This is a genomic window from Streptomyces sp. NBC_00435, assembly GCF_036014235.1.
In the GTDB taxonomy this organism is placed as follows: domain Bacteria; phylum Actinomycetota; class Actinomycetes; order Streptomycetales; family Streptomycetaceae; genus Streptomyces.
On the sequence record NZ_CP107924.1, the window covers coordinates 2,041,241 to 2,053,779 of the forward strand.

At 71.3% G+C, this 12,539-nt stretch carries 10 protein-coding genes; 6 read left to right on the forward strand and 4 right to left on the reverse strand.

Annotation, left to right across the window (positions count from 1 at the left end; all coding sequences use genetic code 11):
- The first annotated feature begins 1 nt into the window (after position 1).
- On the forward strand, positions 2-991 hold the full coding sequence (locus OG389_RS09365) for a COX15/CtaA family protein (RefSeq protein ID WP_443059235.1): 990 nt from the start codon (positions 2-4) through the stop codon (positions 989-991).
- A 75-nt stretch (positions 992-1,066) separates the two neighbouring features.
- Here OG389_RS09365 and OG389_RS09370 read toward each other — a convergent pair whose 3' ends face one another.
- From OG389_RS09370 to OG389_RS09380, 3 genes are all read right to left on the reverse strand, one after another.
- A complete protein-coding gene (locus OG389_RS09370) occupies positions 1,067-2,182 on the reverse strand; it encodes an amidohydrolase (RefSeq protein WP_328297998.1) in 1,116 nt (371 codons plus the stop codon).
- A gap of 157 nt (positions 2,183-2,339) precedes the next feature.
- A complete protein-coding gene (locus tag OG389_RS09375) occupies positions 2,340-2,690 on the reverse strand; it encodes a hypothetical protein (protein ID WP_328297999.1) in 351 nt (116 codons plus the stop codon).
- A gap of 54 nt (positions 2,691-2,744) precedes the next feature.
- Positions 2,745-3,692, reverse strand: a complete 948-nt coding sequence (locus OG389_RS09380) for a heme o synthase (protein WP_328303637.1) — start codon at positions 3,690-3,692, stop codon at positions 2,745-2,747.
- A 270-nt stretch (positions 3,693-3,962) separates the two neighbouring features.
- Between OG389_RS09380 and tkt the strand changes: the two genes are divergently transcribed.
- The 5 genes from tkt (at position 3,963) to pgl (ending at position 10,765) form a co-directional block, all read left to right on the forward strand.
- Complete coding sequence (gene tkt / locus OG389_RS09385; RefSeq protein ID WP_328298000.1) at positions 3,963-6,065, forward strand: transketolase; 2,103 nt, start codon at positions 3,963-3,965, stop codon at positions 6,063-6,065.
- Between the two features lie 35 nt (positions 6,066-6,100).
- The gene (gene tal / locus OG389_RS09390) at positions 6,101-7,219 is read left to right on the forward strand and encodes a transaldolase (protein ID WP_328298001.1); all 1,119 of its coding nucleotides are present in this window, start codon (positions 6,101-6,103) and stop codon (positions 7,217-7,219) included.
- Between the two features lie 5 nt (positions 7,220-7,224).
- The gene (gene zwf, locus OG389_RS09395) at positions 7,225-8,754 is read left to right on the forward strand and encodes a glucose-6-phosphate dehydrogenase (protein WP_328298002.1); all 1,530 of its coding nucleotides are present in this window, start codon (positions 7,225-7,227) and stop codon (positions 8,752-8,754) included.
- Positions 8,751-9,785: a glucose-6-phosphate dehydrogenase assembly protein OpcA gene (opcA, locus tag OG389_RS09400; protein WP_328298003.1), complete on the forward strand. Its 1,035-nt coding sequence runs from the start codon at positions 8,751-8,753 to the stop codon at positions 9,783-9,785. The genes zwf and opcA overlap by 4 nt, the downstream gene beginning before the upstream one ends.
- A gap of 197 nt (positions 9,786-9,982) precedes the next feature.
- Positions 9,983-10,765 carry a 6-phosphogluconolactonase gene (gene pgl, locus OG389_RS09405; protein ID WP_328298004.1) on the forward strand — a complete coding sequence of 261 codons (783 nt, stop codon included), beginning with the start codon at positions 9,983-9,985 and terminating at the stop codon, positions 10,763-10,765.
- 91 nt (positions 10,766-10,856) lie between these two features.
- Here pgl and pgi read toward each other — a convergent pair whose 3' ends face one another.
- Entirely contained in the window at positions 10,857-12,509 is a 1,653-nt protein-coding gene (pgi, locus tag OG389_RS09410) for a glucose-6-phosphate isomerase (RefSeq protein ID WP_328303639.1), read from the reverse strand.
- Between the last annotated feature and the right edge of the window lie 30 nt (positions 12,510-12,539).

A 12,539-nucleotide genomic window follows, 5' to 3' on the forward strand; every position in this document is an offset into this window, starting at 1 on the left:
TTTGCACAAGTGTCCGCGTACGATAAGGGCCGTGTTGACCCCCCTCGCATACATCGCCCGCCGCTGGACGCCGTCACCCCGGACCGTCCAGCGGGCCGCGTTCGCAGCGGTGCTCATGAGCGTCGTCATCGTCGTCACCGGCGGTGCGGTGCGGCTGACCGGATCCGGTCTCGGCTGCGACACCTGGCCCAAGTGCACCGGCGACAGCCTGATCGTGACCCAGGAGCAGGGCTTCCACGGCGCCATCGAGTTCGGCAACCGCATGCTGACGTACGTGCTCTGCGCGGCCGTTGGCTGGGCGATCACCGCCGCACGCTGCGCCAAGCCGTGGCGCCGCTCGCTGACCCGGCTCGGCTGGCTCCAGTTCGCCATCGTGATGGGCAACGCGGTCCTCGGCGGCATCACCGTACTGACGGGGCTCAACCCCTACAGCGTCGCCGGGCACTTCATGCTCGCCACCTCGCTGATCACCGTGACGACGATCACCTGGCAGCGCACCCTCGAGGGTGACGGCCCCGCCCGGCCGCGCGTGCCCGTCCCCGTGCGCAAGCTCTCCTGGGCGCTGCTCGCGGCCACCGTCGTCCTGATCGGCGCGGGCACCGTGGTCACCGGTTCCGGCCCGCACGCCGGGGACAGCAGCGAGATCAAGCGGATGCCGTTCGACTGGTCGGCCGCCGCCCACGTCCACGCCGTCTCCGCCTGGGTGGTGTGCGCGCTCGCCGTCGCGATGTGGCTGGTGCTGCGCGTGGTCGACGCCCCCGTCGACACCCGGTCGCGCGCCCGGGACCTGCTGATCGTGCTGCTCTCCCAGGGCGCCATCGGCTACGTCCAGTACTTCACCAAGGTTCCCGAGGCCCTGGTCGCCGCCCACATGCTCGGCTCCTGCCTGGTGTGGATCGCGGTGCTCCGGGTCGCGCTGAGCCTGCGCGAGTATCCGGCGGAGCAGGCCGGGATCCCGGCCCAGAACGACGCCCGGCTCACCACGGTCTGACCGTCGGGGCTCCGGCGGTTTCGCCAGGCCCGTTCACCCGGCCGGGACCTCGGCCCGGGACCTCGCCCCCTGGACTCAGCCCCGTTCGTCCAGCCGGTAGACGCGGCGGGCGTTGCCCGCCGCGACCATCGCCGCCACCCGCTCCGCGTCGCGCCAGGACCAGGACCCGTCGGCCACCCAGCCGCCGAGGACCCTGCCGAGCGCCTCCCGGAAGACCAGGGCGCCCACCGCGTGCAGTTCGGGAAGCTGCCGTCCGCCGCCGGCGAACATCAGTTTTCCGAATGGCGCGGTTTCCAGGCACTCCGCCAGCACCGCGGCCGCCCGCGCCCCGGATGCCCCCAGCGCCGCGCCGACGTCGGCGTGGACGTGCGGGAAGAGCCCGGCCAGCCGCGCCGCCTGCCGGTGGTGGGGGTACCCGCCGATCAGGACCAGCCGCGTGCCCGGGCCCGCGGCCTCCCGCATGAACCGGGTCAGCCGCTCCGGCTCCCCCGACTCCCCGCCCGTGTGCAGCTGGAGCGGCAGCCCGGACGCCACCGCGCTCCACGCCAGGTGCCGCAGGAGTACGGGATCCCGTACGGCCCCGCCCCTGTCCCGCCCGGCCAGCCACCGCCCGGCCGCGCCCCGTACCTCTCCGGGGCCGGGCGGCTCGGGCGCGGCTTCGAGGGCCGCGCCCCAGGACCGCGCCGCGGAGCCGGAACCGGCCCCGCAGGTGAAGGCCACGGCTCCGGAGGCGGCGTGGTGGACGGCCCCGGCGAGGTTCGCCAGGAAGGCGGCCACGGTCCCGGAGGTGTCGGCGGCCTGCTCGGCCAGTAGCTCCAGCCCGGCCAGCTCGAAGGTCTCCGCGTCACCCGCCAGGGACAGCTCCTTGGGCCCGGTCAGGTCCCCGGGCACGGCGGTGTCGACGAGCCGGGTGGCCACCCCGGAGCCCCGCAGCAGTCTGCGGGCGGCCTCGGCCGCGCCCAGCTCGCGCCGCCGGGCCAGGTAGCGGGCGGGCGCGCAGTGCGGTTCGAGCCCGAGCAGCGGCGGACACCAGCGGCGCAGCGCGAAGCCGGTCTGGGTGTCGAAGAAGGTGGTGCCGGCGGCGGGCGGGCCGGCCGAGGCGATCAGCTGGGCCTCGAAGGTGGCGAGGCCCAGCTCCGTGCGGAGCACTCCCTGGCAGTACTGGTCCACCAGGGGCGGCGTTTCGATCATCCGGGCATCCCGTTGCGGACGTGGGGAAGGTGCTTCCACACGTCCTAACGGGTGAGCGGGGTGTGAGGTGTTGCTCGCGCTGTTGACCGATAGGGTGACGCGGCGACGATCAAGCCATTGATCGGTCGGGATCAGGCCGCCGCACCCGGTGCCCGGCTCAGACCGCCGGGTTCGCCGGTCCGCCGAGCTGGATCCCGGCCATCCGCGTCCACTCGTACGGCCCCGTCCTGACCCGCGCGGCGAACTCGCCGTCGAACTCCTCGTGGAGGGTCAGCCCGGCCTTCCCGGCCGCGAGCCGCGCGGTGTCGTACGTCGGGGCCACCAGGTCCCCCCAGCCGCCGTCCGTGCCCACGAGGACGATCCGGGTGCCGGCCTGGCCGATGTGCGCCAGCTGGCCCTCGGCGCCGCCGTGCTGCCTGGCGAACGCGCCGATCTGCTTGGCCAGCTTCGCGGCCGTACGGTCCTGCTTCTTGTCCGCCGTGGCGGCGGTCTCCTCGGTGTCTGCCATGGAAGGCATGCTACCGGCCGGTAATGAACGGAGGAAGGAGCGGCGGCCGAAGGATCAACGGAGGAAGGGATCCACGGCGACGGCGACGAAGAGCAGCGACACATAGGTGATCGACCAGTGGAACAGCCGCATCTCCTTGAGCTTCGCGCCTGTCACGCCCGACTTGGCCCGCGCGTTCAGCGAGTGCGCCTCCCACAGCCACCAGCCGCCGGCCACCAGGGCGACCGAGGTGTAGAACCAGCCGGTGTACCCCAGCGGGGTCAGCAGCAGCGAGACCGCCACCATCACCCAGCTGTAGAGGACGATCTGCTTGGCCACGGCCTTGTTGCCCGCCACGACCGGCAGCATCGGCACGCCGACCCGCGCGTAGTCGTCCTTCACCTTCATGGACAGCGGCCAGTAGTGCGGCGGCGTCCAGAAGAAGATGACGAGGAAGAGGATGACCGCGGCCCAGGAGACCTCGTTCTTGACGGCCGACCAGCCGATGAGTACCGGCATGCAGCCCGCGATGCCGCCCCAGACGATGTTCTGGGAGGTGCGCCGCTTCAGCAGCATCGTGTAGACCACGACGTAGAAGAGGAGCGCGCCGAGCGAGAGCGCGGCCGACAGCCAGTTGATCAGCAGGCCGAAGAACAGCGTGGAGATCACGGCGAGGGTGATGCCGAAGGCGAGGCACTCGCGCGGGCTGACCATGCCGGTCACCAGCGGGCGGCCGGCGGTACGGTCCATCAACGCGTCGATGTCCCGGTCGATGTACATGTTCAGCGCGTTGGCGCCACCCGCCGACAGGTAGCCGCCGAAGCAGGTCGCGAGGACCAGCCACAGTGACGGCACGTCCTGCTCGGCCAGGAACATCACCGGGACCGTCGTGATGAGCAGCAGCTCGATGATCCGAGGCTTGGTCAGTGCCACGAAAGCCATGGCCCGGGCCCCGAACGGCCGGTGACCGGAGCTCGTCCCGAGCACTCCCGCTGGACGGGATTCGACGGCCGTCACGCACACCCCTGAGAGAGAATCCAGCAAGTCCGACGCGGGCCCCTTTCAAACATGAAGGCCCGGTAAAGGCTTGCGCGTACCACGCCACTCTAGACGTAGCCATTGGCTCGCCCCGCGCGGGGGTCACCCCGTGTTGGTCCGATCGGAGCTCAGACGTCACAAGCGGACCGCGGGTACTCGAATAGCTGCACGCTGTGGCGGGGGTAGGCTCGGAATCGCGCCGGTGCACCGTTCGTCACCGGGAACCAGACATGTGGAGAGGAGCCCTGACCCACGGTGAGCACCAAGCCGACGACCACAGAGCTCGACTGGACCGAACTGGACCAGCGTGCTGTCGACACCGCCCGGATCCTGGCCGCCGACGCGGTCCAGAAGGTCGGTAACGGCCACCCCGGTACGGCGATGAGCCTGGCCCCCGCCGCGTACACCCTCTTCCAGAAGGTGATGCGGCACGACCCGGCGGACCCGGAGTGGGTCGGTCGCGACCGTTTCGTGCTCTCCGCGGGGCACTCGTCCCTGACCCTCTACACCCAGCTGTACCTCGGTGGGTTCGGGCTCGCGCTGGACGACCTGAAGGCCTTCCGCACCTGGGGTTCGAAGACCCCCGGTCACCCGGAGTACGGCCACACCACCGGCGTGGAGACCACCACCGGCCCGCTGGGCCAGGGCATCGCCAACGCGGTGGGCATGGCCATGGCCGCCCGTTACGAGCGCGGCCTGTTCGACCCCGAGGCCCCCGCCGGCGCTTCCCCGTTCGACCACATGGTCTACGCGATCGCGGGCGACGGCTGCCTGCAGGAGGGCATCTCCCACGAGGCGTCCGCGCTGGCCGGCCACCAGAAGCTCGGCAACCTGGTGCTGCTGTGGGACGACAACCACATCTCCATCGAGGGCGACACCGAGACGGCCGTCTCCGAGGACACCCTGCGGCGCTACGAGGCGTACGGCTGGCACGTCCAGCGCGTGGCCCCGCAGGCCAACGGCGACCTCGACCCGAAGGCGCTGTTCGAGGCCTTCCAGGCCGCCAAGGCCGAGACGGAGCGCCCCTCCTTCATCGCGGCCCGCTCCATCATCGCCTGGCCGGCCCCGCACGCCCAGGGCACCGAGGCCTCGCACGGCTCGGCCCTCGGCAACGACGAGGTCGCCGCCACCAAGCGCGTGCTCGGCTTCGACCCGGAGCAGACCTTCGAGGTCGCCGACGAGGTCATCGCGCACACCCGGGCCCTCGGGGACCGCGGCCGCGAGGCCAAGGCCGCCTGGGAGAAGGAGTTCTCCGCCTGGCGCACCGCCAACCCGGAGCGCGCCGCGGAGTTCGACCGCATCAACGCCAACGAGCTGCCCGCGGGCTGGGAGGACAAGCTCCCCGTCTTCGAGACCGGCAAGGGCGTCGCCACCCGCGCGGCCTCCGGCAAGGTGCTCGAGGCGCTCGGCGCGGTCATCCCGGAGCTGTGGGGCGGCTCGGCCGACCTGGCCGGCTCCAACAACACCACCATCGACAAGAACTCCTCGTTCCTGCCGGTGGGCAACCCGCTGCCGGAGGCCGACCCGTACGGCCGCACCATCCACTTCGGCATCCGCGAGCACTCCATGGCCGCGGCCATGAACGGCATCGCCCTGCACGGCCACACCCGCATCTACGGCGGCACCTTCCTGGTGTTCTCCGACTACATGCGCAACGCCGTACGGCTGTCCGCGCTGATGCACCTGCCGGTGACCTACGTGTGGACGCACGACTCCATCGGCCTCGGCGAGGACGGCCCGACCCACCAGCCGGTCGAGCACGTCGCCTCGCTTCGCGCCATCCCGGGCCTGAACGTGGTCCGCCCGGCCGACGCGAACGAGACCGCCATCGCCTGGCGCGAGATCCTGCGCCGCCACACCAAGGTGTTCGGCAAGGGTGCCCCCCACGGTCTGGCGCTGACCCGCCAGGGCGTCCCGACCTACGAGCGCAACGAGGACGCCGCCAAGGGCGGGTACGTGCTGTTCGAGGCCACGGGCCCCCAGGGCGAGACCAGCCCCGCACAGGTCGTCCTCATCGGCACCGGCTCCGAGGTCCAGCTCGCCGTCGCCGCGCGCGAGGCGCTGCAGGCCGAGGGCGTCCCCGCCCGCGTGGTCTCGATGCCGTCCGTCGAGTGGTTCGAGGAGCAGTCCCAGGAGTACAAGGACAGCGTCCTGCCGCCCTCGGTCAAGGCGCGCGTCGCGGTCGAGGCCGGTATCGGCCTGACCTGGCACCGCTACGTCGGGGACGCCGGCCGCATCGTCTCGCTGGAGCACTTCGGTGCCTCGGCCGACGGCGCCGTGCTGTACCGCGAGTTCGGACTGACCGCCGAAGCCGTGACCGCCGCCGCGCGCGACTCGCTCGCCGCCGCCGCGCGCTGACGCCCGTACCCAGACCAGTAGGAGATGCAATTCCCATGACAGACGCACTGAAGCGCCTTTCCGACGAGGGCGTCGCGATCTGGCTGGACGACCTGTCCCGCAAGCGCATCACGTCCGGCAACCTGGCCGAGCTCATCGACCAGCAGCACGTGGTCGGTGTCACCACCAACCCGGCGATCTTCCAGAAGGCGATCAGCGGCGGCGAGGGGTACGAGCAGCAGCTCGCCGACCTGGCCGCCCGCAAGGTCACCGTCGAAGAGGCGATCCGCATGATCACCACGGCGGACGTCCGCGACGCCGCCGACATCCTGCGCCCGGTCTACGACGCGACCGAGGGCCAGGACGGCCGGGTCTCGATCGAGGTCGACCCCCGGCTGGCCCACAACACCCCGGCGACCATCGCCGAGGCCAAGCAGCTCGCCTGGCTGGTGGACCGCCCGAACACGCTCATCAAGATCCCGGCGACCAAGGCCGGCCTGCCGGCGATCACCGAGGTCATCGGCAAGGGCATCAGCGTCAACGTGACGCTGATCTTCTCGCTGGAGCGCTACCGCGAGGTCATGGACGCGTACCTGGCGGGTCTGGAGAAGGCGAAGGCCGCCGGCCTCGACCTCGCCAAGATCCACTCGGTCGCCTCCTTCTTCGTGTCCCGCGTGGACTCCGAGATCGACAAGCGCCTCGACTCCCTCGGCACCGACGAGGCCAAGGCCCTCAAGGGCAAGGCGGCGCTCGCCAACGCCCGTCTGGCCTACGAGGCCTACGAAGAGGTCTTCTCCACCGAGCGCTGGGCGGCCCTGGACAAGGCGCACGCCAACAAGCAGCGCCCGCTCTGGGCCTCGACCGGCGTCAAGGACCCCGCGTACAAGGACACCCTGTACGTGGTGGACCTGGTCGCTCCCGGCACGGTCAACACCATGCCGGAGGGCACCCTGGAGGCCACCGCCGACCACGGCGAGGTCTCCGGCGACACCATCCGCGGCACCTACGACCAGTCGCGCGCCGAGCTCGACGCGGTCGCGAAGCTGGGCATTTCGTACGACGATGTGGTGCAGCTGCTCGAAGAAGAGGGCGTCGAGAAGTTCGCGGTGTCCTGGAACGACCTGCTGAAGTCGACCGAGGCGGAGCTTGAGCGCCTCGCCCCCACGGAGGCCTGAACACTTTGTCTGTAAACGGAGCGAACCCGCTTCGTGACGCACAGGACCGGCGGCTCCCGCGCATCGCGGGGCCGTCCGGCCTGGTCATTTTCGGCGTTACGGGTGACCTGTCGCGCAAGAAGCTGATGCCTGCCGTCTACGACCTCGCCAACCGCGGCCTGCTGCCGCCGGGCTTCTCACTGATCGGGTTCGCCCGGCGTGAGTGGCAGGACGAGGACTTCGCGCAGGAGGTCCACGACGCGGTCAAGCAGCACGCGCGCACGCCCTTCCGTGAAGAGGTCTGGCAGCAGCTGGTGCAGGGCTGCCGCTTCGTCCAGGGCGACTTCGACGACGACCAGGCGTTCGAGACGCTGAAGTCGACGATCGAGGAGCTGGACAAGGCGCAGGGCACCGGAGGCAACTTCGCCTTCTACCTGTCCGTCCCGCCCAAGTTCTTCCCCAAGGTCGTCGCCCAGCTCAAGAAGCACGGGCTGGCGGACCAGAAGGAGGGCTCCTGGCGGCGCGCGGTCATCGAGAAGCCGTTCGGGCACGACCTGACCAGTGCGCAGGAGCTCAACCAGCTCGTGCACGACGTCTTCCCGCCCAACGAGGTCTTCCGGATCGACCACTACCTGGGCAAGGAGACCGTCCAGAACATCCTGGCGCTCCGCTTCGCCAACACGATGTTCGAGCCGATCTGGAACCGGTCGTACGTCGACCACGTGCAGATCACCATGGCGGAGGACATCGGCATCGGCGGCCGGGCCGGTTACTACGACGGCATCGGCGCGGCCCGCGACGTCATCCAGAACCACCTGCTCCAGCTGCTCGCGCTGACCGCGATGGAGGAGCCCGGCTCCTTCCACCCGAAGGCGCTGGTGGCCGAGAAGCTCAAGGTGCTGACCGCCGTGGAGCTGCCCGAGGACCTGGGCAAGCACACCGTGCGCGGCCAGTACTCGGCGGCCTGGCAGGGCGGCGAGAAGGTCGTCGGGTACCTCGAAGAGGACGGCATCGACCCCAAGTCGAAGACCGACACCTACGCGGCCATCCGCCTGGAGATCAACAACCGCCGCTGGGCGGGCGTCCCGTTCTACCTGCGGACCGGCAAGCGGCTGGGCCGCCGGGTGACCGAGATCGCGGTCGTCTTCAAGCGGGCCCCGTACCTGCCGTTCGAGTCGGGCGCGACCGAGGAACTGGGGCAGAACGCCCTGGTCATCCGGGTCCAGCCGGACGAGGGTGTGACGGTGCGCTTCGGCTCCAAGGTTCCGGGCACCTCCATGGAGGTCCGGGACGTCACGATGGACTTCGCCTACGGCGAGTCCTTCACGGAGTCGAGCCCCGAGGCCTACGAACGGCTCATCCTCGACGTGCTCCTCGGCGACGCGAACCTCTTCCCGCGCCACCAGGAGGTCGAACTGTCCTGGAACATCCTCGACCCGATCGAGAAGTACTGGGACACGCACGGCAAGCCCGCGCAGTACCCGTCGGGCACCTGGGGCCCGGTCGAGGCGGACGAGATGCTCGCACGAGACGGACGGAGCTGGCGCCGGCCATGAAGATCGACCTCACGGAGACCAACTCCAGCAAGATCAATGCCGCGATGGTGCAGGCACGCCGGGACCTCGGCACGCCGGCCATCGGCATGGTCCTCACGCTGGTGATCGTGACCGACGAGGAGAACGCGTACGACGCGCTCAAGTCGGCCGGCGACGCTTCCCACGAGCACCCCTCGCGGATCATCGTCGTCATCAAGCGGGCCAGCCGCTCGCCGCGCAGCCGCCGCGACGCCCGTCTCGACGCGGAGATCCGCGTCGGGGCGGACTCCGGCAGCGGCGAGACGGTCGTGCTGCGCCTTCACGGCGAACTGGTCAACCATGCCCAGTCGGTGGTTCTCCCCCTGCTCCTCCCGGACGCGCCCGTCGTCGTCTGGTGGCCGGAGGGCGCTCCTCAGGACCTGGCGGGCGACCCCCTGGGGGCGCTCGGCCAGCGCCGGATCACGGACACGTACTCCGCCGAGACCCCGATCGAGGCCCTGGGCACGCGTGCGGCGGCGTACGCACCCGGGGACACGGACCTGTCCTGGACCCGGATCACCCCGTGGCGCTCCATGCTGGCGGCCGCGCTCGACCAGCAGACCCACTCGGTGGCCTCGGCCACCGTCGAGGGCGAGGACGACAACCCGAGCTGCGAGCTGCTGGCCATGTGGCTCGCGGACCGGCTGCAGGTCCCCGTCAAGCGCACCTCCTCGGCGGGCCCCGGGCTCACCGCGGTCCGCCTGGAGACCAAGGGCGGCGAGATCGTCCTGGACCGGGCGGACGGCGCGCTGGCCACGCTGTGCATGCCGGGACAGCCCGATCGTGCGGTGGCGCTCAAGCGCCGTGACACGGCCGAGCTCCTGGCGGAGGAGCTCCGCCGCCTGGACCCGGACAACACGTACGAGGCCTCGCTGAAGTTCGGCGTGGCCCGGCTGCAGGCCGCGGCGGAACCCCCAGTGGCCAAGGCCCCGGTCAAGGCCGAGACCCCGGCCCCGGCGCCTGCCACGAAGCCGGCTCCGGCGAAGCCGGCCAAGAAGGCCGCGGCGAAGTAACCCCGACCGCTGCGCGGAGCTCTCCCCGCCCCGCCCTTTCGCCGTTTCCTGGGGCTCGCCCCGGACCCCGCGCCGCAAACGCCGGCGGGGGGTCCGGGTCCGGGCAGAGCCCGGTTTCGGGAAGGGCCGGGGTGGGGGCCGGCTCCGCGCAGCGGCATCCGCACCCCGAACTACCGACAAGGCGGCAGCACATGGGCATGACGACTCCCCAGGTGGTCGTCCACCGGGACAAGGAGCTGATGGCCCAGGCCGCGGCCGCCCGGCTCATCACGAAGATCGTGGACGCGCAGGCGGCCCGCGGCACCGCGTCCGTGGTCCTCACCGGCGGCCGCAACGGCAACGGCCTGCTCGCCGCACTCGCGGCCGCCCCGGCCCGGGACGCGATCGACTGGTCGCGGATCGACCTGTGGTGGGGGGACGAGCGGTACGTGCCCGCCGACGACCCCGAGCGCAACCACGTGCAGGCCCGTGAGGCACTGCTGGACGCCGTCCCGGTGGATCCCGCACGGGTGCACGCCATGCCCGCCTCCGACGGCCCGTACGGGGTCGACGTGGACGCGGCGGCAGCCTCCTACGCGGCCGAGCTCAAGAAGGCCTCGGGCCCCGAGGACCACGGGCCGGTCCCCCGCTTCGACGTCCTGATGCTGGGCGTCGGCCCGGACACCCACGTGGCCTCGCTGTTCCCGGAGCACCCGGCGTCCCGCGAGTCCGAGCGCACGGTCGTCGGCGTCCACGGCGCGCCGAAGCCGCCGCCCACCCGGATCTCGCTCACCCTCCCGGCGATCCGGGCGGCCCGTGAGGTCTGGCTCCTCGCGGCGGGCGAGGACAAGGCCGGAGCGGTGGCGATCGCCCTGGGCGGAGCGGGCGGGGTCCAGGCCCCGGCGGCCGAAGCGTACGGCCGTTCCCGGACCCTGTGGCTCCTGGACCGCGCGGCGGCGGCGAAGCTCCCTTCGGCGATGTACCCCCCGGCCTCCGCCTAGACCCGTACGGCACGACCGCGCACGGCACGACAGGGCCCGCCCTCCCCACGGAGAGCGGGCCCTGTGCCGTGTTCCCGCAACGGTTCCCCGGTCAGCGGCCCCGGAGCGAGCGGTACGTCGCCACCAGCGCGCGCGTCGACGCGTCCAGGCCGGCCACCTCCGCGCCCTCGACGAGCGCCGGCTCCACCCGCTTGGCGAGCACCTTCCCGAGCTCGACGCCCCACTGGTCGAAGGAGTCGATGTTCCACACCGCTCCCTGGACGAACACCTTGTGCTCGTACAGCGCGATGAGCTGGCCCAGCACCGCCGGCGTGAGCTCGGTGGCCAGGATCGTCGTCGTCGGGTGGTTGCCCGCGAACGTCTTGTGCGGGACCAGCGGCTCCGCGACCCCCTCCGCCCGGACCTCGTCCGCCGTCTTGCCGAAGGCCAGCGCCTGCGTCTGCGCGAAGAAGTTCGCCATCAGCAGGTCGTGCTGGGCCGCCAGCGCCGGGGACAGTTCGCCGACCGGACGCGCGAAGCCGATGAAGTCCGCCGGGATCACCCGGGTGCCCTGGTGGATCAACTGGTAGTACGCGTGCTGGCCGTTGGTGCCGGGCGTGCCCCACACCACCGGGCCGGTCTGCCATTCCACCGGATTGCCCTCGCGGTCCACGGACTTGCCGTTGGACTCCATGTCCAGCTGCTGCAAGTACGCGGTGAAGCGGGAGAGGTAGTGACTGTACGGGAGCACCGCGTGCGACTGGGCGTCGAAGAACGCCCCGTACCAGATCCCCAGCAGGCCCAGCAGCAGCGGCGCGTTCTCCTCGGCGGGCGCCGTGCGGAAGTGCTCGTCCATCGCGTGGAAGCCGCCGAGCAGTTCCCGGAAGGCGTCCGGGCCGATCGCCACCATCAGCGAGAGGCCGATCGCGGAGTCGAAGGAGTAGCGCCCGCCGACCCAGTCCCAGAACTCGAACATGTTGGCCGGATCGATCCCGAAGTCCGCGACCTTCTCGCTGTTGGTGGACAGCGCCACGAAGTGCCGTGCCACGGCCGCCTGGTCGCCGCCGACGCCCGCGAGCAGCCACTCGCGCGCCGAGGTGGCGTTGGTGATGGTCTCGATCGTCGTGAAGGTCTTCGAGGCGATGATGAAGAGCGTCTGCTCCGGGTCCAGGTCCCGCACGGCCTCGTGCAGGTCGGCGCCGTCCACGTTGGACACGAAACGCAGGGTCAGGTCCCGGTCGGAGAAGGCGCGCAGCGCCTCGTACGCCATCGCCGGACCGAGGTCGGAGCCGCCGATACCGATGTTGACGACGTTCTTGATCCGCTTGCCGGTGAAGCCGGTCCACTCCCCCGACCGGACCTGGCCGGCGAAGGCCGCCATCTTGTCGAGCACCGCGTGGACCGCGGGTACGACGTTCTCGCCGTCCACCTCGACGACCGCGCCGGCCGGGGCGCGCAGCGCGGTGTGCAGGACCGCCCGGTCCTCGGTCGTGTTGATCTTCTCGCCGCGGAACATGGCCTCGCGGAGCCCGGCCACGCCGGTGGCCGCGGCCAGTTCGCGCAGCAGGGTCAGCGTCTCGTCGGTCACGAGGTGCTTCGAGTAGTCGATGTGCAGGTCCCCGACCTGCAGGGTGTAGCCGGTTCCCCGGCCCGGAGCGGCCTCGAACAGCTCCCGCAGATGCGTCTGCCCCAGCTCGTCGCGGTGCTTGCCGAGCGCCTGCCACTCGGGCGTCCGGTTGAGCTTCGTACGGCTGTCTGCGTTCATCTCGGACATCAACCCACTTCCTACGTCCTG

Excerpts from the sequence above, each read along its gene's own strand:
- OG389_RS09370 (WP_328297998.1), bottom strand. The coding sequence starts at position 2,182 with ATGATCGAAACGCCGCCCCTGGTGGACCAGTACTGCCAGGGAGTGCTC.
- OG389_RS09375 (WP_328297999.1), bottom strand. The coding sequence starts at position 2,690 with ATGGCAGACACCGAGGAGACCGCCGCCACGGCGGACAAGAAGCAGGAC.
- tal (WP_328298001.1), top strand. The coding sequence starts at position 6,101 with ATGACAGACGCACTGAAGCGCCTTTCCGACGAGGGCGTCGCGATCTGG.
- opcA (WP_328298003.1), top strand. The coding sequence starts at position 8,751 with ATGAAGATCGACCTCACGGAGACCAACTCCAGCAAGATCAATGCCGCG.
- pgl (WP_328298004.1), top strand. The coding sequence starts at position 9,983 with ATGACGACTCCCCAGGTGGTCGTCCACCGGGACAAGGAGCTGATGGCC.
- pgi (WP_328303639.1), bottom strand. The coding sequence starts at position 12,509 with ATGAACGCAGACAGCCGTACGAAGCTCAACCGGACGCCCGAGTGGCAG.